This window comes from Clostridioides sp. ZZV15-6598 (assembly GCF_020657705.1).
GTDB lineage: Bacteria > Bacillota > Clostridia > Peptostreptococcales > Peptostreptococcaceae > Clostridioides > Clostridioides difficile_F.
The window spans coordinates 24,510-51,022 of the sequence record NZ_JAGWCS010000002.1 but is presented as its reverse complement, the minus strand read 5'-3'; the positions used below and the strand labels follow the sequence as shown (position 1 = coordinate 51,022).

Genomic DNA, 26,513 nt, shown 5'->3' with positions numbered 1-26,513 from the left:
TAAATACTTAAATTTCTACTTTATGAGTTTTAGATTTCTCAAATATTTTTTTATCATCGTATTCAAATAAGACTATATTTTCTTCTTCTCTTATTTCTGTATTTATATTATTTTTTAAATCCACAATATTAAATTTAAATGGTTCAAAATGAACATATTTTATTATATGTTTTGCTGGTTTATCAACAAAATTAGGTAAATATGTTGATAAGTTATCATTATCTTGTAAAAATACATGACATCTATTCTTAAAGTCATCCACATCTAACTTATTAAAAAACTGTGGTATATTTGATGTCTTACCTAGCGAAATGTAGTCATACTTTAATATATCATTAAATACATCATTGTCTATATTTATTTTTTCATTATAGAAATCCAGTAATATTTTGTATAATTGATTTTTTCCTTGTGCTAAGTCAAAATACCCATTTTCATCAAAATACTTAGCAAAAGCTTCAAAAAATTTAAAAGGACTTTGTTTGTAAAATCTGCCTATAATATATCTCATGGACAACACAAAGTTTTTAGAATTGTAGTATCTCTCAAGTATATCTTCTATATCCTTTAACTTCAATGTTTCTTCATAGCTTATATAATTATTGTATAAAAACTCATATGGAGCATAATCCTTATATTTAAATCCATGATCATCTGCTACCTTTCTCATACCTGTACCCTTAATCATCTTTAAAAAGCCTAATTGTAAGTGTTCTATCCCTAGATTAAATACATCATTAAATGAGTTCTCAAAGCTTTCATAATCTTCATAAGGAAGTCCTGCAATTAAATCTAAGTGCTGATGTATATTTCTGTAAGATGCTACTGTCTGCACAACATGAGATAACTTTTTAAAATCATCTCTTCTTCCTACTGCATCAAGTGTTTTTTCATTTGTTGACTGCACTCCTATTTCAAACTGGAAAAGCCCTTCTTTACAGTCAGCCAAAAACTCAAGCATCTTGCCATCTATCAAATATGCCGTAACTTCAAAGTGATAGGTTGTATATCCATTATCATTTTTCATAAGAAAATCCATAATTTCCATAGCTACTTTTTTATTAGCATTAAAAGTTCTGTCAATAAATTTAATTTGTGAGACCCTTGCATCTATTAAAGCTTTTAAATCCTTTTTTATTCTATCTAAGCTGAAATATCTCAGACCAGGAATGGTAGAAGATAGGCAGTATTGACAGTTAAATGGACAACCTCTTGACGACTCATAATATACTATTCTATTTTCATATTCCTTTGGATTTAAATTTTCATAAGGACTAGGAATCTCGTCCAAATTCTGAAGAAGTTCCATAGGTTTATTTACTATTATCTCGCTTCCTTGTCTATATACCAATCCGTCTACATTTTTTATTTCTTTCTTTCCCTTAAGATGAAGTACTAAATCTCTAAAGATTAATTCTCCTTCTCCATAAAGTATATAATCTACAAAATCGTATTTATTCATTGCCTCATAGCTATCATAACTCACTTCTGGACCGCCCAAAGCTATTTTAGTATTTGGTCTAATTTTTTTTAGATTATCACAAAGTTTAACTATATCTCCTATATTCCAGATATACGTTGAGAATAAAATTATATCATATTCATTTTTATATATATCTTTTAAAATATAATCTAAGTCATTGTTTATCGTATATTCTTTCATGTCAACTTCTATTAAATCCCTTACAAATTCTTTTAGGTATCTTATAGCTAAATTTGTATGAATAAACTTAGAATTCAACGTTGTTAATAAAATTTTCAAATATTTCTCACCTCTTTTTAATATTATACTGCTTTTTGTACCCCTTATAGGTTAAAATAGTATATGTAAAGTCTATATAACATTTATATAATTAGATTATTAATTTCAAGTAATGTGAGGAAAGGAAGTTTTTTATGGAATTAATTGAAAAAGTATCTATCAACTCTTTATCAAAAAGAGATTTACTGCTTATTATAAAGTCTCTTGAATACACTAATGAAAATACCCAAATTAGTGATTTTATCGACCTTAGAAATAATATAGTAAAAGAATTATGTTTCTTAACTGACACTAAAGAAAAAGATTTTTTAGATTACTTAGAAAAAAACAGTAATCTCTAGTAACCTAAACCTTTTTAAACTTTAATATATAAATACCTGATTTAGAATTTATCTTTATGCTTAATATATTATCACTAAAGGTTTTCGACATAACTGTTATTTGATTAAATATGGGGTCTATTGTAGTATCGCCTTCTTCAAGGCTTATAAGACTTCTTGGGTCTATTTTTTTATTATACATTTTAACCCCAATTTTATATTTTCTCAACTTAACAACATATTCTGACATAGAAAAAATAAAATCTATATTATCTTCGTTTAATTCAGTCTCTTCACCTAAAATAGATAATATAGATTTTTTCATGCTTTTAATTCCTTCATTTTCTACATTTCTGTCTTCTATATAAATATCATATAAAATATTTAAAACACTTGGTAGAATACTCTCTTCATCATAATCTTCATATTTTAAATCAATATATTTATCAATTAATTGTATTGTGCTTATCCTTGCCATCTGAAACTTCACAATATGAGACTTGTCTAATTCTATAGAAAAACCAATTATCTTGTCTTTAATACTTTGTAGTAATTCGACATATTCAATTTTACTGTTATTTATAAGATTGTGCATGATAGAATTATACGCTACAGAACTTAATAAATAATCGAATAAGTATTCTTCTTTTTTAAAGTAACTCACATATTTTTTTATTAGTTTAACAACCTCATCTTCACTTTTTTGAATATTAGTATTTGATAAAATTAATGGTAATAAAATATTTAAAAAATTGACATTACCTATTTTTTCTCCATAAAATCTAAAGTAAATAAGTTCATCTTTCAATCTCTTTTCGTCTATATATACACATCTTTGAGTTTTATCATCCATTAAGGATTTTGTATTTATTATAATTAAATCTTTAAGAGCCTTACTTCCATTATTAAAAGAAGATGTGTAGACTTTTTTTATTAATACGTCATTCATAAATATATCCTTTCTCAAAAACTTAATTTAAATATCCTGCTATTAAAAAAAAAGAGACAGCCCGTTAAGAAGCTGTCATATATAGGGGGATAGTAGTGTACAAAAATCATTGTAATCTACTATCTATATATTATTATACGATACTACTTTTTTATATGTAAAGTATCAGTTTTCGACATCCCTATATTCTACAGTTATACAAATTGCGTACTAAGTTCAATTTTATTCTTTTTATTTCAACATTTTATCGTATTACATTCTTTCTGGAGCGTGCATTCCCAACAGTTTCAGAGAATTTTCTAAAGTTTGCTTAGTCGCTAGTACTAAAGCAAGTCTCGCTTTTCTAATCTCTAAATTTTCCACTAAAATTGGATTGTCATGATAAAATTTATTGAACGCTTGAGCTAAATCTAGCATAAATCTTGTAACTATATGTGGCTCATTCTTCTTTAGAGCAAGTAAAATATTTTTATTAAATGATTCTATAACTCTAAGAACTTCTGCACTATCTTCATCAGCTAGTAAACTATAATCTATATCAGAAGTAATTTCTTCTTCTGCTTTTCTTAAAACTGCACAACATCTAGCATGTGTATATTGAACATATGGTCCAGTCTCTCCATCAAAGCTTAATGTTCTTTCCCATGAGAAAGTATAGTCTTTTATTCTACTATTAGACAGTTCTTGGAATACTACAGCCCCAACACCTACTTGCTTAGATATTTCATCTACATTTTTAGCATCTGGGTTTTTAGCTAGTATAATATCCTTAGTTTTATCTATAGCTTGATTTAATGCATCTTCTAAAAATACAACTCTTCCTTTTCTAGTTGACATAGTTCCTTCTTCAAGAGCTACCATACCAAATCCAACATGCACTAAATCTTTTGCCCATTCATATCCCATAAGCTCAATTACTTTAAACCATTGTTGGAAATGTAGGTTTTGTTGAGAACCAACTACATATATACATTTATCAAAATCATAAGTTTCTTTTCTATATATTGCTGCAGCTAAATCTCTTGTCATATATAATGTTGAACCATCATTCTTAGTAATAAGTGCTGGTGGCATCTTATATTCCTCTAAATCAACGATTCTTGCACCTTTAGACTCTTGTAAAAGATTTTTTTCTTCTAATAATTTTATCACTCTGTCCATCTTATCAGAATAGAAACTTTCACCTGCTAAAGAATCAAATTCTATATCTAAAAGTTTATACACTCTACTAAATTCTTTTAGACTTTCATCTCTAAACCATTGCCATAATTCTTTTGCTTCTTCGTCACCATTTTCTAATTTAGTAAACCATGCTCTTGCTTCATCTTCCATTTCTGGATGTTGTTCAGCTTCTTCATGGAATCTTACATATAGTTTTAATAATTCTGGGATTGGATTAGATTCTACTACTTCCTTTTCTCCCCACTTTTTAAAGGCCACTATTAACTTACCAAATTGAGTTCCATAGTCACCTAAATGATTTATCCTTATAGTTTTGTATCCTTGTGATTCATATATCTTATATAGAGCATTACCTATTACTGTAGTTCTTATATGCCCTATATGGAAAGGTTTTGCTATATTTGGAGAAGAGTATTCAACTATTACAGTTTTGTCTTTTCCAAAATCACTACGACCATAATTTTCTTTTTCATCTAATACTTTTTTGATTACAGTTTCTGCCAATTGAGATTTGTTTACAAAGAAATTCACATATCCGCCTAATTGTATTACTTTTGTTATCTCTCCACTAGCTTCTATACTTTCTGCTAATTCACTTGCTATCATATTTGGAGCTTTTCTAAACACTTTAGCTAATTTAAAGCATGGAAAAGCATAGTCACCCATGTCCTTGTTTGGTGGAACTTCTATAAGTGCCTCTATCTCTTCTATCGACAGTTCTTCTATTTTCTCTTTAAGGCAATTTGATATTGCTACCTTGAAATCTTGCATCTTGTTGCTCCTCTCTACATTGTTCCTGGTTTATATTGTGCTTATCTCTTTATGTTAAATCAAATTTAGTGTTTTTTCAAGTATTTCATTACAGGGCAAAACACTTTAATAATTATGTTTTCTGTATATGTTAAAAATACTATAATTACAGTTTTTATCCATCCTATTTTTGATTTTCTATAAGTCTTTTTCACTTATTGATTTTCTATAGGTCTTTTTCACTCTTAACTTTTATTCCTTCTTCTTCTAGTAACTTTGCTGTGATACCTTTCCCTGATATTTTTTTACCTGAAAAACTACCATCATATATTAAATTACATCCACAAGAGGGGCTACCCTCCTTTAATATTGCTTCGCTACATACATATAATCTTGCTATTTTCAGAGTTTCTTTAGCCCCTCTTACAAAGTTTTCTGTTACGTCTTTATTATCTTCTTTTGTGATTACTCTTCCATCAACTATCTCAGCAGGTGGTCTTGGTGTAGATAGACCACCTAACTGTTCTGGACATACAAGGGTAAATTCTTTACCTTTTAAGTATTCTTTTACTTTTTCATTTTCATTATTATCGCCACTATATTTACAATTTATTCCTATTAAACATGCAGATACTAATATCATAAAAATGTGCTCCTATACAAATTATTTTAGTTTAACAATTGTTACTCCTGCTCCACCTTCTCCATACTGGCCACCTCTTTGTGATTTTACATGTCTATTTTTTCTTAAAATGTCTTGTAGTCCTGCTTTTAGCACTCCTGTACCAATTCCATGTATTACTGTTACAGATTCTAGCCCTGCTACATATGCATCATCTAGATATTTTTCAACTTCCATTATAGCTTCTTCTAAATTTAAACCTCTAAGGTCAACTTCACTTTTTATATTTCCAGACTTTGCCCTTATGATATTTCTTGTTGATTTAGTAACATTTTTTGAAACATCCTTGTGAGATTTTTGTAAAGATTTAAAAGGTAGAGTCATCTTCATTATACCAATTTGAACTACTGCTTCTTTTCTCTTTTTATCTACAGAAACCACACTTCCATTTTGATTTAAAGTTATTACTCTAACTTCTTCTCCTGGCTTTAAGTCTTTTATTTCTTTACTTGAAACTTTTGGAACTATCATACTTTTTACTGTTGGTTGAAGACTTCCCATAGAACTAGTCAATTCTTTTCTAAGTTCTTCTATTTTACGATTTTTTTCTTTAGAAGCTCTTTCTTGTTCCAAACTTCTAAGTTCCTTTATTATAAGGTCTACTTCTTCCTTAGCTTGTCTTGTTATTGAAAATGCTTCTGATTTAGCCTTTTCAATCATCTTATCTTTTTGAGTAACTAATTTTTCAAGTTTTTCGTCGTATTCTACTTTTAGTCTTTCTATCTCTTCCTTCAGTCTTTCAGCTTCTTCTCTATCTTCAATAGCTTTGATTCTATTCTTTTCAACATTTTGTAATACATCTTCTAAAGCTATGTTATCTGTATTTATATATTCTTTGGCACGTGAAATTACATAGTCACTAAGCCCAAGTTTTCTAGAAATCTCAAACGCATTTGATTTTCCAGGAACACCTATAAGTAACTTATATGTTGGACTTAAAGTTTCTATATCAAATTCAACTGCTGCATTTTCTACACCAGATTTAGTAAGAGCATAATTTTTAAGCTCACTATAGTGAGTAGTTGCTATACATTTCGCTCCTACAGAGTTTATGTCTTCTAGTACTGCTATTGCAAGTGCAGCTCCTTCAACAGGGTCTGTTCCTGCTCCTAATTCGTCAAATATAACTAAAGAGTCTGCTGTTACGTTTTTCAGTATTGATACTATATTTGTCATGTGAGATGAAAATGTAGATAAACTTTGCTCAATACTTTGTTCATCTCCTATATCTGCAAATACATTATCATATACACACATACTACTTCCATAATCAGCAGGTATGTGAAGTCCACTTTGTGTCATAAGCGCAAATAGACCTACAGTTTTTATTGTAACTGTTTTACCACCTGTATTTGGTCCTGTTATTACCAAGGTATGGAAGTCCCTTCCTAAATAAATAGTATTTGCCACTACTTTTTTCTTATCTAATAGTGGATGTCTTCCATTTTTTATATTTAAATATTTATCCTCATTTAATGTAGGTTCTATACCTCTCATTTGTATAGAAAGTTTTCCTTTTGAAAATGCAAAGTCTAATCTTCCAAGTATCTCTTGATTGGAAATCAAGTCCTGACTTACTTCTCCAACCATCGCAGAAAGTTCTGATAAAATTCTCTCTATCTCTTCTTGCTCTCCTAATTTTAACTGTCTTAACTCATTGTTCATATCTACTATAGTCATTGGCTCTATAAAAAGTGTCGCACCAGAAGATGACTGGTCATGTACTATACCAGCTACTTGCGACCTATATTCAGATTTTACAGGTACTACAAATCTATCACCTCTTAGAGAAATTATGGCATCTTGTAAGTATTTTTGATAAGTAGTTGAACTTATTATTGAATTTAATTTAGACCTAATGGATTGATTTTTTTGAGCTATTCTTCTTCTGATATCTCTAAGTGTACTTGAAGCATTGTCAGATATTTCTACTTCACTTATTATCGCATTGTATATCTGGTCTTCTATATCTTTATATACATATAGAGAATTTGATAGAGATTGTATTATTGGATAATTAAAATCTTCTTCATCACTGCTAGACAGACTATTTTTTAATCTTCTAGCTACTCTTAAAGTATCCGCTATCATAATTAAACTTCCTGGGTCAAGAGATGCACCTATATAGGCTCTTTTAACCTTATCTTCTATATCATGAATACCATCCAAACCTACTGAACCTCTCTTTATAATAATTGATTGAGCTTCACTAGTTTCTTCTAGCATGGACTTTACTTCTACAAAATCAGTATTTGGAACTAAACTTTCTATATATTTTAGACCTAAAGAAGATGAGGCTTTCTTCTTTAACAAATCTATTATTTTATTGTATTCTAGAACTCTTAACGATTTCTCATTCATTTTTCTATATTCACCATCCTCAATATTTTAACTTTTTTCTTTAATATTTAAAATGTATGCTTTCCAAGCATTTTCAATAAAAACTGCAAGTTTTATTTCTTTTTTATTTCTAAATTTATTATATTTTTTCTCTTTTAGATATATTTTAAACATATTTTGTATTATACTATGTATGTAGCTATCTATATATTATACATAAACATGCTTTATTTGTAATATAATCTGTTAAAAAAATCTTCTTTAATATTTTTTAAAGGAGTTTATTTTAGCTTATTTTATAAAAATAGCTACTTATATAGATAAATTAAGGAGGAACACAAGTCATGGGAAACGTATTAGAAGGATTAAAGCCAGAAAATGTTTTTAAAAACTTTGAGAAAATATCTCAAATTCCTAGAGGTTCTGGAAACGAGAAAGGTATAAGTGATTATTTACTTAGCTTTGGTAAAAATTTAGGGCTTGAAACTATCCAAGATGAAAGTTTAAACATAATAATAAGAAAGCCTGCTACAAAAGGATATGAAAATTGTCCAGGAGTAGTTCTTCAAGGACATATGGATATGGTTTGTGAAAAAGAAAAGAATGTTGAACATGATTTTCTTAAAGACCCTATAAAATTAAGAATTAATGGTGATATGATATACGCTACTGGAACTACTCTTGGAGCTGACAATGGTATCGCTGTTGCTATGGGTATGGCTATATTAGAAGATAATACTTTAGAGCATCCAGCATTAGAAGTTTTAGTTACTGTTAATGAAGAAGATGGTATGAACGGTGCTGATGCATTAGACCCAAGCTTAATCAAAGGTCAATATATCTTAAACATGGACTCCGAGGAAGAAGGATATCTATTAGTTAGTTGTGCTGGTGGTAAAACTTGTGTTGTTAGTCTACCTGTTGAGTACAAAGAAGTTGGAGCTGACAAACAAGCTTTATTAGTTGAAGTTACTGGATTATTAGGTGGACATTCTGGTATGGAAATTGTTTTACAAAGAGCAAATGCTAACAAGGCAATAGCTAGAGTATTAAGCGTACTAGATGTTGATTATGAATTAGTTTCAGTTGATGGTGGTACTAAGCATAATGCTATACCTCGTGAAGCTAAATGTGTAATAGCTGTTGATAAAGCTGATGTTGAATCTGCTAAAAAACAAATAAATGATATTTTAACTGCATTTAAAAATGAGTTTACTACTTCTGACCCTGATATGGATTATTCAGTAGTTGAAACTTCTGCAACTAAAGCTCTTACTAAAGACTGCAAAGAAAAAGTTATTCAAATGTCAAGCTTAACTCCTCATGGTGTTCAATCTGTAAGTCTTGATATAGAAGGGCTAGTTGAAAGTTCTACTAACTTCGCTATAATTGAAACAAAAGAATCTACTATTGAATTCTTAACTTCTGTTAGAAGTTCTGTTATGTCTATTAGAGATGAGATAGCTGATAGAATAAGACTTTTAGCTCAAGCTTTAGGTGCTGACTATGGTCTTACATCTCAATATCCAGCTTGGGAATTCAAAAAAGGTTCTAAGTTAGAAAAAATATGTAGTGAAACTTATGAGAAATTAACTGGTAAAGTTCCTACTGTTATGGCTCTACATGCTGGTCTTGAGTGTGGATTATTACTTGATAAACTTCCTCATGCTGAAGCTATCTCTATAGGACCAGATATGTTTGATGTTCATACTCCAAAAGAACACGTTAGTATACCTTCTATTGCTAATGTTTGGGATTATGTTATTGAAATATTAAAATCTATGAACCAATATTAAGACTAAGTTTTAAGAAGTAGATTTTAATTTTAAGTAACTCTATATAAAATTAATCCTGTAAATTAATACTAATGTTAGCATCAAGTTTAATTCTAGTATTAATTTATAGAAATAAAGCCTAATGATAATAACATATGTCATTAGGCTTTATTATTCTTATTTCTAATTTTTATAGCAAATCTTTCTAAAAAATCATACCTCTACTATTTTATATTTATCTCTTCCTTGCTTCTTAGAATCATAAAGAGCATCATCTGCCATTTGATATAATTCATCATATTTCTGTCCATGTTTTGTTATCGCTACACCCATACTTATAGATACACTTTTTCCACTTGGCAGTTTTATAAGGTGAATTTGTTTATATACTTCATTACATTTATTGACAAGTTCGTCCTTATTTATTATGTCTCTAATATAAATACTAAACTCGTCTCCACCCAATCGACCTACAATACCATTTTTTTCAAAGCTTCTATCAAGTACTTTTGCAACATCAATTAATATTTTATCTCCAATTAAATGCCCATAAGTATCATTAATAGACTTAAAATAATCAATATCTAAAATTAACAAAGCTCCGTTTTTGTTAGGAGATAAATTAGATAAACTTTCTGCTGTTAACTTTCTAATATATGCTGCATTAAAAATATTTGTTAGACCATCTTTTTGAGCCTTATCTAGCAACCTATCTTTTTCCTCTTTTTCAGAATCAATATTAGATATTTTTCCAATTACATACACTGGTACATTTTTTTCATTATAAATTATTTTTGAAGTAATTCTAATCCAGTGACAACTACCATCAAAAGAGATAGAATACATTTCAGTAGTTCCATTTTCCTGTGACTTGATTACATCAAAAAACTTTTTATAATGTTCTATTTCAATCTCACTCAGCACACTATTGTCACTCTTACTATAATAAGTACTAATTCCTTTTCCTTTCATAGAAACTATAAGTTTATCTTGTTTATAATCATATTCAAAAAAGTATTCACTTGCCATTTCATACACTTCAGTATGCTTTTTAAGTTCTAAAGAGATTTTCTGATTCATACTTTTACGTGTATGCAAGCTCCATGCCATCCCTCCAATAATACAAAGTGATAAACTAGCAACTATTAAAATAGTTTCAACTGGATTTTGTTGCATAATATAAAGCAGTGAGAAATCTTGTTTATATGTAGTATTTTGATAAATAATTGATTGCATTTTTTCTGATGAAATACTTATAACAGATTTATTAAATATACTCAATAATTCTTCATCACTTGGATTAACTACCCCAAAGCAAATACTCTGTGACTCATAAGTCTGTGGAACTAAACGTACGTTTTTATACTTAGGTTGATTAATATAATACTGTATAGAATATCCTTCTCCATAAGTATAATCTGCATACCCCTTATTGACAGCTTCTATACACTCTTCCAAAGTATCATACCATACAATATCCTCATTAAAATGCTTATCATAACTAGTCCATTTAGGCAGAGCTAGCCGTTTTCCATCTAAACTATTTTCATTTAATTTATTATTAATCATCATAATATATTGAGTAGAAACAAATGGCCGAGACATAGTTACATTATGTTTACGAGAATCTTCATAATTATAAATCATCCCTGCAACAATATCAATTTGATGATTTTTAGTCATTTTATCCAAATCCTCTTGGGACTTTACAGGCACCAGTTCAAATTTCAATTTAGTTTTATCAGATATATGATTTAATAAATCAATTGATATACCATTTAATTCATTTGTTTTTTTATCTATATTTTGAAATGGTGGTTTATTTAAAAGTACTCCAACTTTTAATGTATCTATATTCTTAATATATGTAGTTTCTTTATCAGACAAAAGCATCTTGTTATTTTCTGGTGTAAAATATTTTTCATATAAAGCAGTTGAAAAATATGGGTCTGTCTGTTCGATATTATTAATTGCTGAATTGAGCCTTTGAGTTAATTCTGTACTTCCTTTAGGTGTAACAAAATAGAATGGCTTTGGTGAGAATTTAGCTATAGTACGCACCCCTTCAATTGGATTCATACTCACATTAAGCAGTGCATCTGCTTTACCATCCTTTAGTGCTTGTAATTGTTCTTCAGTTGTCTTACAATTCACCAATCTTGGTGATATTGAATTCATCTTGCAATATTCATTTAATTCCTTAATCCTAGTGTCAGAATTCTCTATTACAGCAACACGAATTTCTTTCATAGTTTTTGAATTTATACTATCAATAGCTGTATTTTCATGTAATACTTGTAATACTGTATTTACTACTCCATAACTATTCCCCGCATAATTATACAATTTTTCCATCTGCTCATTGTATAACAAGCCTCCCATTATATCAATCTCACCTTTTTCTAGCATTTTCATTAGTTTTGTAAGAATTTCATTTACATCCCCAGATACTTGAACAAATTCATAATTCCATCCAGTATATTGTGCAATTTCTAACAAGTATTCGTATGTATATCCAGAGTACTTACCTTGTTCATCTAGTTCAGTTAAACCTTTTTGAATAGGATAAGCTACCCGAATAGTACGATTATCACTACCGAGAGCATTGACATTAAAAGGAGATATGTAAGAAATGAATATAGATACAATTACAATAATTAATAAAAGTAATTTTTTTAAATTCACTACACAATCCTCCATATAATTAAGATTTACAGTGTAAATTACTGCATAAACTTTTAGATATGAACAAGTAGATTAGTATAAAATAAGGATATAAAAATTTACTTAAAAATTTATATATCCCCATCATATACAATATATCTAGATTATAACCGATTTATTTGATTATTACAACAAATTTACTGTATTAAATGTATACATTCTCTTGTGCTAATCTCTAGTATATAACACATTTTAAGTTCTATCTTATTTCAAATTTAGCACTATTTCTATTTACAGTTCTTTTATATTTTACACTTGGGTATCCCAATATAAATGAAGTTATAACTGCTTCATTATCATTCATTCCCAATAATTCCTTTAGCTTTGGCTCTACATTTGATGCCATAACAAAAAATCCATTGTAACACATTCCTAATCCTTGAGAATAAGCCATAAGCTCCATATTAGACGCAGCTAATCCACCATCTACGTATACACTTCCTCCTAAAGAAGTATCACCAACAACTACCATAAGTAATGGTGCATCATAAAATAGAGAATCATATCCTTCTTCTTTATATCTTTTGTGCATTCTCTTAAATGTATTTTTATACATAGAACGTACGGAGTCTTCATCCTCAGTGTTCAATGCTAAATTATAAAGCCCTTCTATTGCTAATTCTTTTACTTCTTTTAGTTTTTCTTTTACTAATATGTATCTTATAGGTTGTCTATTTCCACCTGTTGGTGTATATCTTCCTGCTTCTACTATATTTTTTATTTTTTCTTCTTCTACCTCTATATCTTTATAACTTCTTATACTTCTTCTAAATTTGATAAAGTTTAGTAATTTTTCAGGCTCTAAATCAAAATTTTCATGATTGAATTCTAATACTTCATTTTTATCAAACCCCTGCATTTCTATTGCATCTGTTGGACATATCGCCATACAGTGACCACAATTAATACAGAGAATATTTTTTACCTTTGCTTTATCTTCTTTAACTCTTATTGCATTTACAAGGCAGTCTGACTCACACATGCCACATCCTACACATTTGTCTAAATTTATGTCTATCATTCCAGATTATTCCTCCATTTTAAAATTTTTACTCTAGTATAAAGCAAATAGTTGTCTAAGTCAATTTTTATTTTTTTAACAATAGATAATATCTATTTTTTAATTAATCTAAGAAATTTACATTATAATCTTTTAATTTACCATTATCATATGTTATCTTCGCACTAAAAATTTTGTCTGTTTTAGCCCAATCTAAAAATAATCTGTCACCTTCCCACATATTTAAGTCAAATATTTTATCATTATCAACCCAAAGTAATTTGCCTTCTTTGCAATTATCTAAATCTTTTCCAGATAATTTTCCTTCAAACTCATTTGAAAAATACAAAAACATATACCAATCTTCTTCATTTTTAAATTTTGGAAAAGTTATCAATCCTTTATATGTTAATGACTTAAGAGTAAGACCAGTTTCTTCTTTGACTTCTCTGATTATACATTCCTCAGGTGTTTCTCCCTGCTCAAATTTTCCACCAACACCTACATATTTACCTTCATGTACATCATCTTTCTTTTTATTTCTATATAACATTAAAGTCTTACCATCTTTTTCTATATAACAAATAGTCGTAAGTTTCATATACTTCGCCTTACTTTCTCTTTTCTATTTTTCATTTACTTATTTTATATATTTAAATTTCTTACTATAGTTTCTGATTACAATCAATTACTCTAGTTTCTAATTGTAAGCAAACACTATATTTCCTCATTTTCATTACTTTCAAGTACATCACTAATATTCTTCATTGCATTAAGAGAAAGCTCTGCAAATTCATCAAATGGAATACCTATATCTTCTATACTTCTCATCGCATCTCTATTTACATTTGAAGCAAATCTTGTTTCTTTCATTCTTTTAATTACAGATTTTGTCTTTACACTTGTAAGTTTTTTATCTGGATAAACTAAAGCTATTGCAGTTATAAAGCCAGTTATAGGGTCTGCTGCATATATAGCTTTTTCCATTAAACTAGTTCTTGTAACTCCCATACCATCATGATGACCAAGTATTGCTCTATACATTTCTTCATCACCAAAATTTTCTTTTTTAAGAAGTTCTACAGTTGTTGTTGCATGACCTTCACAAATTTCTCCTGGCTTTCTTCCAACTATATCTGAATCCAAATCATGTAAAAGACCTGCAACCGCCCATTTTTCTTCTTTTTCTGGCTCTAGTCTTTTAGCTAAATCTTTCATAACTGCTTCAACAGCATAGCAATGTTTTCTCATTCTATCAGTTTCTAAATACTTAAATAAAATCTCTAAAGCTTCTTCTCTCATTTTCAGTAATCCCCCTGTTTTTTCATAGATATGATATTTTTATATATTAATACACATAAATTCAAGTTTTTTTATATATTTATGTATATTTTTCATATTAATATCTATTCTACACCTTTATAGTAGTGTCCTGCAACTGTTCCTATTTCATCCAATTGCTTATATAAATTAGTAGCTTTTTTCCCAAGTTTATAATTATTACTTAGAACCTCAATATGAGCTTCAATAACTTTTTCTACCATTTCACTATTTTCCACTGTAAAATCTATTCTAAATACATCGACTCCAATCTCATCTAATTCATAAAGATTGTCCAACATACAAGTGACTCTTGAATTGTAAATAGTACTTCTACAGAATATATCTTGTGTTATCCTATAACTTGCATCTGTAAAATCTCTTAGAGCATAACTACTCTCCTTACATTTAGCCACTCTCTTATCTTTTTTACAATCTCTAACAACAACTCCCATAGGACAGTATTCTGTGACCATCATAGGCGTATATCCATATATTACCGCTTCAATTTCTGCATCTGTATATTTTAATGTTTGTTCAATTTCACTTAAATTTAACTCTTGTGATAAACAAACTGTACTTGCTCCTGCATCTTTAAAGTGGTTTATACTTTCACTATTAAAAGTATTCAAATAGCAATCTATATTTAGATTTTTATCTTTAAAATAATTCATAGAACCCCAATTGCCAACTTGAATTTTATTGAGTCCTTTTATGTTATCTAATATTTCAAACTGCTTGTATTCTCTATTTCTAATAATTCTTGGTGCTGAATATATTAATCTATCTTCAAGACTAGGTGTTTCTTCACCTGAACCATTTATATCATCTATATTTAATGAAGAATTTACATTATCTATATTTGAACTTAAATTTGTACTTAAATTGACTGATTCTTTAGAAATACTTGAAACCATTTCCAAAGCTTGAGATAACGTGTTTATATCTTCATAATAAATTAAATCTACATTATATTTTAGTACTGCTTCTAATTGCTCTAAATTCTTAACTTTAATTCTAAGTTTAGGAGCTGCATTAAATTCTTTATGTCGATTTATTTTAATTGGTCTGTATTTTAATTTGCTTTCCTTAAATTTTCTATCTTTTATCTTTCTTCTTTCTTCATCCAAAAGCTCAATACAATCTCTTCTCATTTGATTTAATATACTTATAGGCATACTTACACCTTCGTCTAAATCAATTTCTATATCTTTTAATTTATAAGGCGTATTTCCAAGTTTTTGAATCTGTGTTTCGATTTTTTCTTCACTTAAAGCAACCTTTATAGCTTTTTCAGTTACCTTTTCACCCTCTACAACCGCTTTATTACCACAAAAATCACTTATAGAAAGCACTGGTTTTTTACCCAATTTAATACTTACTTTTGCTCTTATGTTAGTTTTTATAAGTTCTTTATCTTGCTGGAATGTAGACTGTACTTTATCCATTAACTCACTGTCTGAAGTCTTGAATATGAGTTGATTTCTCTTTGCTTCCCCAACAAAGTCTAATTCGATTAAATCTCCTTTGTGTGCTATTGTAGTTATCTCTCCATCTTTTATAATTCTTCCAATAGTTCCTCCACCTAAGTTGATTCCATCTCCTTTTTTAAGGGTATTCTCTAGTATCACTCTAAGTCTCTTTGTTTTTCTATTATGGTCTAAAACTTTTCCAACATATAGCCCTTGATTGTTGGGTCTATCAGAATTCATTATATCCTTACCAACTTCACCTAATATATATCCTTTAGTAAATTTTCTATTGAAGATAGTATACAAATTATTTATTATTTCCTCAGAAATATTTATTTTATTCTTACTTATAAACTCATTAATCGCTTCTCTATATCCTGAAACTACAGTAGCTACATATTCTGGCTTTTTCATTCTTCCTTCAATTTTTAGAGATAATACTCCTGCTTCGATTATTTTATCTAAGTCTTCTATGGTACTTAAATCTCTAGGGCTTAATAAATAATCCCCATTACTATTTACTACTTCACCTGTATTTATATCTATTAACTCATATTTTTGTCTACATGGTTGTGCACATCTACCTCTGTTTCCAGACCTGTTTCCTATCATGCTACTCATAAGACATTGACCTGAATAACATACACATAAGGCCCCATGTACAAATACTTCTATATCTACAGTTGTATTTTCACAAATCCATTTTATCTCATCAACATTTAATTCTCTTGCCAAGACTACTCTATCAAATCCTACACTTTGAAGGTATTTTACATCCTCTAGTGAATGAGCTACCATCTGAGTACTTGCATGTAATTCAAAATCAGGTAGTAATTCTTTTATAAGCCTTGCCATACCTATATCTTGAACTATTAATGCATCAATATCTATATCATATAAAAATTTTACATACTCGATAAAATCATCTATCTCATACTGTTTTATCAATGTATTTACAGTGACAAATACTTGTACTCCTCTTATATGAGCATATTTAACAGCTTCAATCAGTTCATTTCTATCAAAGTTATTTGCAGATGCTCTAGCACTAAAGTCTTTTCCACCTAAGTACACAGCATTTGCCCCATTTTGTACAGCTGCTTTCAATGAATCAAAAGAGCCAACTGGTGCAAGTAATTCTATTTTTTTCATATTTTTCTCCTCTATATATACTTGTTAAACTTAATGTTATCATGTCTATAATTTGCACATTTACACTAAATTTATATACTACTTACTATATTTAAAGTATATCAAATAATGACTCTATTGTTTTGTTAATTTAAATTAAACGAATCATCTTTATTGATAAACATAACTATAAAGACTACTGATAAAATAAAGAAACATATTAATATGGATTTTTCTACAAAAATCTTTGTGAAAATAGTCCCTAAAATAGCTCCAAAAATAAAGAATACAATAATAGCATAATACTGCAAACTTTTCTTTATCATAAAAGTATTTTTAGTTTGCACATAATGAAATAGTGTTTCTGTAGCACTTCTTAAATTACCAGTACACATTGTTGTTGCAAATGCGTTTCCATTTACCTTTCTAAAACTCTCAACTTGCATTGAACAAATAAAAGAAATAGCAACATTTACAAACATATTAAATTTTCCTTGAGGAATAAAAGAAACAATAAGTATAGTAATCATTTCAATTCCAATAATAACTTGTCGCCAATGAATCTTTCTATTATTATCCTTAAAATGCTTTCTTATTTGTTCTGCTATCAACACTCCTAAAATAAAGGCCAAAATAGGAATAAAATAATAAAAAGATTTTTTTACATTACCTTCCGCTATATTAAGACCGAATAAGACTATATTTCCAGTCTGTGCATTAGCAAATACTTTTCCTCTTACTACATAAGTATAAATATCTAAAAATCCTCCTGTTATTGCTAGTAATGCACATAAAAAGAATGATTCAGACATCTGGCTCTGTTTTGTCATATATAAACATCTCACTTTCTACTGATAGATACCAAATCAAAATTCTTTTAGATATTATTTTTTATTCTAATATTAAAAAAAAATTTTATATTTACATATTATTTATACACTATTTATATGTATACATTGTATGTTATTTATATTTATTATTTATAAATTAAAAGAAGCTGTCTCAAAAAACAAGAGACAGCAAATCTTTTAATTTATTCCACGTTTTTTACATCATTATTTAACCCTGTACATTTTAGCTGTAAATCATAAGCTTTATTTTGAAACTCAGAAGCTAAGTTTTCAGCTATAGTAGCTCTTTCATTTGATTCTTCAAGCTGAGCAGTTAACTCTTCTATCTTATTTTTATAAGCATCTAACTCAGCTTTAGAGCCTTCTGTTGTATTACTAAGTTCAAATATTTCTTGCTTTTTATTTTCTATAATCTCAATTAACTCTTTCATTTTAGCTTCAGTTTCACGATTTTCTGCTTCTTTTTCTGCTATTGTAAGTTTTAAAGATTTGATTTCTAATTGAAGCTCTTCGTTAGATGAACCAACCTTCTTGCTCAATTCTTCATTAGCTTTAATCAACCTCTCATTTTCATCTGAACATTCAAATAAAAGGTCTGATATATTTAATGCAGTTAATATTGCAGCAACTGATAAGCTTAGTTTCGGGTTTTGACGTGTTATCTTATCCATTTCTTTGTCAACAAAATCAGCAATACTAATCATAAATTTCTCTGACTTGTCTCCAACCATTGGATATTCAGCGCCATGGATTTTAACCATTACTTTGTTCATCCTAACCTCCCCCGACATTAGTTGTTAATTTGATCTTAAGTTAGCATTCAATTTTTCGCTTAATTCACTTAATATCTTATCATGCACCTTAGCTACTTCTTCATCTGTTAGAGTCTTATCTTTGCTTCTATAAGTTATTGAATATGCAATTGATTTATATCCAGCTTCTATTTGAGAACCTTTGTAAACATCAAATAGCTTGTAGCTTTCTACTAATCCTTGACCATTTTCCTTTATTATATCTTCTATTTGTTTTACAAATACATCATCCTTAACAATAAGAGCTATATCTCTTGATGTAGATGGATATTTTGGTAATGGCACATAATTCTTTGTTCTATCAGAATTATCAAATACAAAATCAATATCTATTTCAGCAACATAAACTCTTTGCCCTAGATTGTAGTTTTCTATAACATCTGGATGCAATTCACCTAATGTACCTACATATTTATTATTATACACTATTTTAGCACATCTACCAGGGTGGAAGGTAGTATTATTATCTTGAGGTTCAATTTCATAATCTTTAAATCCTACATTAACAAGTACAGTTTCTATAGTTCCTTTTAATGCAAAGAAATCTACGTCTTTACCATACATACCTACACACATTCTATTTGCTTCCATAGGAAGTTCTGAATCTTGTGGCATGAATATATGTCCACACTCAAATGCTGATACTTCTTCTATTTTATGAGATACATTAGTTGATAAAACATCTAACATATTTGGTATTAAAGTAGTTCTCATTACAGAAGTTTCTTCTCCTAATGGGTTCATCAACTTAACAAAGTTTCTCTTTATATTACCTTCTGGTACTCTTATCTTGTCAACTCCCTTAGGGCTTACAAATGAATATGTTAATATTTCGTTTAATCCTACAGCAGTTGAATTATCTTTTAGTGCTTCCATGAATTTTTGTTTTGGAGTTTTAACCCCTGCTGTTGTATTTCCTTCTAATTGTACAGAAGGTATATTTTCAAATCCATAAATTCTAGCTATTTCTTCCCATACATCAGCTTCTTGCTCCATATCTGTTCTGAAACTTGGTACATCTATTTCTAGCTTATCATCAGCAATTAAATTACATTTAAATTCTAATGATTCTAAAATTCCTACAAATTGTTCCATTGGTACATCTACACCTAAAAGATGGTTGATTCTTTGAGGATTTACAACTAATTTTTTAGGTTCTGGTTTATTTGGATATACATCAACAGTTCCTTTTAATACTTTTCCTGCTCCTAACATTTCAACAAGTTGTACAGCTCTATTTGCTGCTATTTCTGCAAGATTAGGGTCTAATGCTTTTTCATTTCTTGAAGATGCTTCTGACCTAATTCCCACTTTTTTAGCTGTCATTCTTATGTTTTCTGGTTTGAAATTGGCACTTTCGAAAAGTACAGTCTTTGTCTTGTCAGTTATTTCTGAGTTTGCACCACCCATTACACCAGCTAGACCAAGTGATTTTTCTCCATTTGTTATAACTAACATATCTTTGTCTAATGTTCTTTCAACATCATCTAGTGTTACAAGCTTTTCTCCGTCTTTAGCAGTTCTTACTACTATTCTTCCTGTTTCTACTTGATTTATATCAAAAGCATGAAGTGGTTGACCAAGCTCTAACATTACAAAGTTCGTTATATCAACTATGTTGCTTATAGGTCTTACACCTGCTTCTGTAAGTCTTCTTTGCATCCAATATGGAGAAGGTTCTATTTTTACATCAGTTACCATTCTAGCAACATATCTTCTACATAAATCTGGATTATCTATCTCAACTTTGAAGTCTATTTCTTCATCACTTTCTTTTACTTCTATTTCAGGATATTTTACTTTTGTTCCTACAGTTGCAGCTGCTTCTCTAGCTATACCCATCATACATTTGCAGTCAGGTCTGTTTGAAGTTAATTCAAAATCTATTAGAGCATCATTTAATCCTAAAACATCTTTTACATCTTTTCCTAATTCATAAGAATCTTCGTGGTCTAAAATATATATACCACCTTTTTTATATTCTTCAATATAATGTTCATCTATACCTAATTCAGCTGCTGAACACATCATACCATCTGATAATTCACCTCTGAAGTCAGTTTGTGTAATTTCAACTCCTCCAGGTAATTTAGAACCATTTACAGCTACTGGAATATAATCTCCTTCTGATATATTTGTAGCTCCTGTAACTATTTGAACAACTTTATCTCCAACATCTACTTTAGTTACAACTAACTTATCAGCATTTGGATGTTGTTTTATTTCTAAAATCTTTCCAACTAATATATTTTCTACTTCTTCACCATAATAATCTATTGTTTCAACTTTAGTTCCTGTCATTGTCATTTTATCAGCGAACTCTTTTACATCCATGTCTATATCGACATAGTCTCTAAGCCATTTTAAAGATACTAACATCTACACACCCTCCTAATTAAAATTGATTTAAGAATCTCATATCATTTTCGAATAATAATCTAATATCATCTATTTCATATTTAAGCATTGCAAGTCTTTCAACCCCAACTCCAAATGCAAATCCACTGTAAACTTCTGGGTCTATTCCACAATTTCTAAGTACATTTGGATGAACCATACCTGAACCTAATATTTCTATCCAACCTTCATACTTACACATTGGGCAACCTTTACCACCACATTTGAAACAAGTAACATCAACCTCTGCACTTGGTTCTGTAAATGGGAAGTTATGAGGTCTAAACTTAGTTTTGATATCAGAACCAAACAATTTTTCAACGAAGATATCCATAGTTCCTTTAAATTCTGCCATAGTAACATCTTTTCCAACAACAAGCCCTTCTATTTGATGGAACATTGGTGAATGTGTAGCATCTGGTGAATCAAATCTAAAGCATCTACCTGGTGCTATTACTTTAATTGGTAACTCTTGGCTTCTCATAGATCTTACTTGTACTGGAGACGTTTGAGTTCTAAGTAATACACCATCATTGATATAGAATGTATCGCTCATATCTCTTGATGGATGGTCTTTAGGAGCATTTAATGCATCAAAGTTATTTTCAACTGTTTCAACTTCAGGACCTTCTGCTATAGAGAATCCCATTCCGATAAATATATCTGTTACTTCATCTATAATTTGAGTTATTGGATGTTTCTTTCCAACTTTCAATACTTTTCCAGGTTGAGTAACATCTATTACTTCTTCTCTTAATTTTCTTTCTTTTTCAATAGCATTTATTTCTTCTTTTTTAGAATTTATGCTAAGCTCAATATTCTCTCTTACATCATTGGCAACTTTTCCAACTACTGGTCTTTCTTCAGCAGATAATTTACCCATCTCTTTAAGTATGGCAGTTATCTCACCTTTTTTTCCTAAATACTTAACTCTTAAACTTTCTACACTTTCTATGCTTTGTGCCTCTTTTATTTCAGCTAAAGCTGCTTCACGTAAAGCAAGTAATTTTTCTTGCACACATATCACCCTTTCGTTTTTTTGTATAAAAAAAGCCCCTCAATCCCTGTCTAGGGACGAAAGGCTATAGTTTCGCGGTACCACCCTAGTAGTTTAACAATCTAAAAATCATCAAACCACCTCTAACAAACTTAACGCGTTTTTCACGTCAAAGCCTACTATCAAATTTCAGCTTTGTTACTCCAGAGGGAACTTCTCCTGACCTCTTAGAAAACACTCTCAGCCTAGGTGTTTATCTCTTTACTAAGTTTAATCAAAATACTTTCCTCTTTCATTGCATTTACAATATTATATTGTTTATTTTAGTATTATATCATTTATATCTACATTTTGTGATTATCTATATGATTATTTTACTTCAACTATTTTAAAGTACAATCACATAATGTTTCTATCAATCATGTTTAAAATATATTGACTATTTTTGATACTCTACTATTTAATTCAAGATTATAACACGACATTATATTTATTACAATACATTAAATTAAGTGTTTTTTTATTTCATACATCAGTATAGCAGAACTTATTGCTGCATTTAACGACTCAGCTTTGCCATATATAGGTATTTTAACCAAAATATCAGATTTTGATACAAGCTCTTCATTTATCCCATTTGCTTCGTTTCCTATCACCAAAGCTACTTTTGAACCGTAGTCTATTTTGTCATAAAAATTATCTGTATTTAAATAACTTGAAACTATATTAAATTCTTGTGATTTAAGTATATCTACAGTCTCATCTTGTAGAGCATTAATTATATTCATATCAAAAATAGAACCCATAGTTGACCTAATTACTTTTGGATTGTATATATCGACACATCCCTTTAGTGCTATTATTGCATCTACTCCAGCAGAGTCAGCAGTTCTTATTATGGTCCCCATATTTCCTGGGTCTTGTATTCTGTCTAAAATTAATACAAACTTATCTTTTTCATTTATACTTTCTTTTAAATTTTTTTCCTTAAATGAAACTACACCTATTATACCTTGAGTATTTTCTGTGTCTACAAGTTCTTTAAAATTTTTATTACTAGTCTTATATACATTTGTATTTTTTTTATCCAAGTTTTCTAGTAATTCCATGTGTTCCTTTTTATTTTCAAAGTCCTCATTGATAAATACATAATCAAGATTTGCATTACATTCAAGTGCAAGCACCACTATTCTGTACCCTTCTATTATGAACTTCGACTCTTTTGTTCTATTTTTTGACTTTAATAGTGCTTTAGTATATTTTAATTTTTCATTATCTTTACTGCTTATAGTTGTAATCATTTTATCTAAATGCTAACTTGATATTAGCACAACCTCCTTATCATTCTTTATCCTGCTTTTAAAATCTTTATTTCGATTGAGACTCTATTCTCGATTGAAACTCTATTCTCGATTAAAATAAAAATAGTATCATATAACTATTCATAATTATATGATACTATCTACTTTCATTGCAATCAAATATATCTTAAATAATAAACTATCTTCTTCTAATTATACCCTTATTCCCAGATGTAATAGCTGTTATACTAGTATTTTGACCAATTATAACTAATATACTTCCAGCTGTAAGTTCCTCATCAGGAGAAGGTGTCACATTTATATTTTTACCAGTCTTGATGGCAAGCACAGTTATCTCATACCTAGCTCTAAGCTCAAGTTCTACAAGTGTTTTACCTACCCAACCATTTGGAGTTACGATTTCAACAATTGAATATTCTGGATCAAGTTCAATATGGTCTAATATATTGTCAGAAACTAAGTTATGTGCAACTCTTACTCCCATATCTCTTTCTGGGAATACAACTCTATCTGCACCAATCTTATAAAGAACTTTGGCTTGTAATTCATCTTTTGCCTTACATATTATCAACTCTACACCCATTTCTTTGGCTATAAGAGTCGCCATTATAGATGCTCTTATATCAGAACCTATTGCAACTACTGCTACATCAAAGTTACCTAGACCTAATGATCTTAATGCTTGTTCCTCAGTAACATCCACTATAAGTGAATGCGTTACTTTGTCAGATATACTTTGAACTGAATCTTCATTTTTGTCTATTGCCATTACTTGATGTCCTAAAAGATGCATAGTAGATGCAACTGAACTTCCAAATCTCCCACACCCAATGACTATATATTGCTTCATCTCGAAACTTCCTCCCTAACACACAATTTGTATAATATCTATTAAATTAACTTTTATATAGGTAAATTAATTTTAATATTTTTATTTTATTAATCATAGCCAAATTTATTTGCTAGATTATTTCTATCATTAATCAATTTAATTGATTATATCTAAATTCATTTCCCAGATTATTTCTATGATTAATTAATTTATTTATTTGATTATATCTAAGTTTATTTTTCTAGATTATATATCATTATTAATCATTTATCTAATAAATGGTACTCTAACCGACCATAATCTTTCCTTCTGCGTATCTAACTGGCTGACTCTTTCTTTTTCCTCCAGAAAGTATAGCCATAAATAAAGTAAGAGAACCAACTCTACCCATAAACATAAAGATTATTATTATAACCTTACCTAAAGCATTTAGATTTGGACTTCCAGCTAAACTTGAACCAACTGTAGCTAGTGCTGATGTAACCTCAAATGCTGATTGAACCAATGTAAACTTAGGTTGAGTTATTGAAATAATCAAAGTTCCAAAAATAACTGCAGATATACTAATTACAAATATCCCCAGAGATTTTTTTATAGTTGATGGAGCTAGTCTTCTCTCAAAAGCTTCTATATCAGATTTTCCTGATAAAAAACTTCTAACTGTAATTATTAAAACTGCTAATGTTGTTGTTTTTATACCTCCACCAGTGGATGCAGGTGATGCTCCAATAAACATCAAAATTATCATTATAAATATACTACTTTCTCGTAAAGTAGCTAAGTCAAGTGTATTAAAACCAGCAGTTCTTGCTGTTACTGATTGAAATATCGCTGATAATATTTTCCCTTTTACAGGTAATTCTGCCATAGTGGCCTTTTGGTTAAACTCTATAAGAAAAATAAATATTGCACCTACTAAAATAAGTGTTGCAGTTGAAAATAAAACAACTTTAGAATGCACATTTAATTTTGAAAATCTTCTCTTTCTTACAATATCAAGAACAACTGGAAATCCTAATCCACCTAACACTATAAGTGCAGAAATAGTCATTGATACTGTAAAATTATTTACATAAGAATTTAGCGATGTAAATGGCCCGCTTACACTACCCATTAAGTCAAATCCGGCATTACAAAACGCTGATATTGCGTGAAATACGCTATACCAAATCCCTCTAGATAAACCAAATTGTGGAATAAAGACAGTTGATAAAACTAATGCACCTATTCCCTCTATTGTTATAGTTATTATTAATACAAACCTTGTAAGTTTTACTAAACCTGATAAGTCTGCTTGGTTTAATGATTCTTGTATCAATAATCTTTCTCTCAGTTGAATTTTTTTTCGTGCCATAAGTGAAAACATTGTAGCTACGGTCATAAATCCAAGACCACCAATTTGTATCAATGTTATTATTACTATCTGTCCAAATAAACTCCAATAAGTTGCTGTATCTACCATAACGAGACCAGTAACACAAACCGCTGAAGTAGCTGTAAATAGAGCATTTAATAAGCCTATACTCTCTCTACTCTGTGACGATATCGGGAGTGTTAACAATATGGCTCCAATTAAAATAATTGCTGCAAACCCAGATACCATTATTTGAGTAGGTCGCATTCCATCTGCGTAGAGAATAAGTCTTCTAACTATTGTTTTCAACTTTCTTTATACCTCCTTAACATAAAATCATTACTGTTAAGACCTTTAATTTGTTTATTTTTAGAGCTTTCCTCTAAATTATTATTCTATTATAGTATAAATATTGTATAAAGACAATGATATCAATTTTTATAATTTTTGTTTGGAATATTGCAAATTTTTATATATATCTTTTAATTTCAATTACATCAAAAATTTCTATATTTTTTACATATAATAAGTCTAATATTAG

The 26,513-nt window shown here is 29.2% G+C and carries 19 protein-coding genes and 1 other annotated feature; of the genes, 2 read left to right on the top strand and 17 right to left on the bottom strand.

Features of this window, described 5'->3' with window-relative positions; translation table 11 throughout:
- Positions 1-7 precede the first annotated feature (7 nt).
- A complete protein-coding gene (locus KGF50_RS00610; RefSeq protein WP_227846355.1) occupies positions 8-1,762 on the bottom strand; it encodes a B12-binding domain-containing radical SAM protein in 1,755 nt (584 codons plus the stop codon).
- A 134-nt stretch (positions 1,763-1,896) separates the two neighbouring features.
- Between KGF50_RS00610 and KGF50_RS00605 the strand changes: the two genes are divergently transcribed.
- On the top strand, positions 1,897-2,103 hold the full coding sequence (locus KGF50_RS00605) for a hypothetical protein (protein WP_227433457.1): 207 nt from the start codon (positions 1,897-1,899) through the stop codon (positions 2,101-2,103).
- 4 nt (positions 2,104-2,107) lie between these two features.
- Here the strand turns inward: KGF50_RS00605 and KGF50_RS00600 are convergent, their stop codons facing one another.
- From KGF50_RS00600 to KGF50_RS00585, 4 genes are all read right to left on the bottom strand, one after another.
- Complete coding sequence (locus KGF50_RS00600; RefSeq protein WP_227846354.1) at positions 2,108-3,031, bottom strand: hypothetical protein; 924 nt, start codon at positions 3,029-3,031, stop codon at positions 2,108-2,110.
- Positions 3,032-3,283: 252 nt separating this feature from the next.
- Positions 3,284-4,984, bottom strand: a complete 1,701-nt coding sequence (argS, locus tag KGF50_RS00595; protein WP_227846353.1) for an arginine--tRNA ligase — start codon at positions 4,982-4,984, stop codon at positions 3,284-3,286.
- 205 nt (positions 4,985-5,189) lie between these two features.
- The gene (locus tag KGF50_RS00590) at positions 5,190-5,606 is read right to left on the bottom strand and encodes a DUF523 domain-containing protein (RefSeq protein ID WP_227846352.1); all 417 of its coding nucleotides are present in this window, start codon (positions 5,604-5,606) and stop codon (positions 5,190-5,192) included.
- Positions 5,607-5,627: 21 nt separating this feature from the next.
- Positions 5,628-8,006, bottom strand: a complete 2,379-nt coding sequence (locus KGF50_RS00585) for an endonuclease MutS2 (protein WP_227846351.1) — start codon at positions 8,004-8,006, stop codon at positions 5,628-5,630.
- A gap of 323 nt (positions 8,007-8,329) precedes the next feature.
- Here KGF50_RS00585 and KGF50_RS00580 point away from each other — a divergent pair, with 323 nt between their 5' ends.
- Positions 8,330-9,781, top strand: a complete 1,452-nt coding sequence (locus tag KGF50_RS00580; RefSeq protein ID WP_227846350.1) for an aminoacyl-histidine dipeptidase — start codon at positions 8,330-8,332, stop codon at positions 9,779-9,781.
- A gap of 192 nt (positions 9,782-9,973) precedes the next feature.
- On the opposite strand, the gene KGF50_RS00575 is transcribed toward KGF50_RS00580, so the two are convergent.
- The 12 genes from KGF50_RS00575 to KGF50_RS00520 form a co-directional block, all read right to left on the bottom strand.
- Positions 9,974-12,460, bottom strand: coding sequence for a diguanylate cyclase domain-containing protein (locus tag KGF50_RS00575; protein ID WP_255654684.1), 2,487 nt, complete (start codon positions 12,458-12,460; stop codon positions 9,974-9,976).
- Between the two features lie 223 nt (positions 12,461-12,683).
- The gene (locus KGF50_RS00570; protein ID WP_227846348.1) at positions 12,684-13,505 is read right to left on the bottom strand and encodes a nitroreductase family protein; all 822 of its coding nucleotides are present in this window, start codon (positions 13,503-13,505) and stop codon (positions 12,684-12,686) included.
- 103 nt (positions 13,506-13,608) lie between these two features.
- Positions 13,609-14,085 (bottom strand): 8-oxo-dGTP diphosphatase, encoded by a 477-nt coding sequence (locus KGF50_RS00565; protein ID WP_227846347.1) that lies wholly within the window; start codon positions 14,083-14,085, stop codon positions 13,609-13,611.
- A gap of 116 nt (positions 14,086-14,201) precedes the next feature.
- Positions 14,202-14,786: an HD domain-containing protein gene (locus tag KGF50_RS00560; RefSeq protein ID WP_227846346.1), complete on the bottom strand. Its 585-nt coding sequence runs from the start codon at positions 14,784-14,786 to the stop codon at positions 14,202-14,204.
- Between the two features lie 104 nt (positions 14,787-14,890).
- Positions 14,891-17,428 carry a U32 family peptidase gene (locus KGF50_RS00555; protein WP_227846345.1) on the bottom strand — a complete coding sequence of 846 codons (2,538 nt, stop codon included), beginning with the start codon at positions 17,426-17,428 and terminating at the stop codon, positions 14,891-14,893.
- A gap of 125 nt (positions 17,429-17,553) precedes the next feature.
- Complete coding sequence (locus tag KGF50_RS00550; RefSeq protein WP_227846344.1) at positions 17,554-18,237, bottom strand: YoaK family protein; 684 nt, start codon at positions 18,235-18,237, stop codon at positions 17,554-17,556.
- Positions 18,238-18,440: 203 nt separating this feature from the next.
- Positions 18,441-19,031, bottom strand: a complete 591-nt coding sequence (gene zapA / locus KGF50_RS00545) for a cell division protein ZapA (RefSeq protein ID WP_227433469.1) — start codon at positions 19,029-19,031, stop codon at positions 18,441-18,443.
- Between the two features lie 24 nt (positions 19,032-19,055).
- Positions 19,056-21,449, bottom strand: a complete 2,394-nt coding sequence (gene pheT / locus KGF50_RS00540) for a phenylalanine--tRNA ligase subunit beta (RefSeq protein WP_227846343.1) — start codon at positions 21,447-21,449, stop codon at positions 19,056-19,058.
- A 16-nt stretch (positions 21,450-21,465) separates the two neighbouring features.
- Positions 21,466-22,485, bottom strand: a complete 1,020-nt coding sequence (gene pheS / locus KGF50_RS00535; RefSeq protein ID WP_227829449.1) for a phenylalanine--tRNA ligase subunit alpha — start codon at positions 22,483-22,485, stop codon at positions 21,466-21,468.
- 49 nt (positions 22,486-22,534) lie between these two features.
- Positions 22,535-22,769, bottom strand: a binding site (T-box leader).
- A 198-nt stretch (positions 22,770-22,967) separates the two neighbouring features.
- On the bottom strand, positions 22,968-23,765 hold the full coding sequence (locus KGF50_RS00530; protein WP_227846342.1) for a TrmH family RNA methyltransferase: 798 nt from the start codon (positions 23,763-23,765) through the stop codon (positions 22,968-22,970).
- A 199-nt stretch (positions 23,766-23,964) separates the two neighbouring features.
- Positions 23,965-24,636 (bottom strand): potassium channel family protein, encoded by a 672-nt coding sequence (locus tag KGF50_RS00525; protein ID WP_227433473.1) that lies wholly within the window; start codon positions 24,634-24,636, stop codon positions 23,965-23,967.
- A 268-nt stretch (positions 24,637-24,904) separates the two neighbouring features.
- A complete protein-coding gene (locus KGF50_RS00520) occupies positions 24,905-26,281 on the bottom strand; it encodes a TrkH family potassium uptake protein (protein ID WP_227846341.1) in 1,377 nt (458 codons plus the stop codon).
- Between the last annotated feature and the right edge of the window lie 232 nt (positions 26,282-26,513).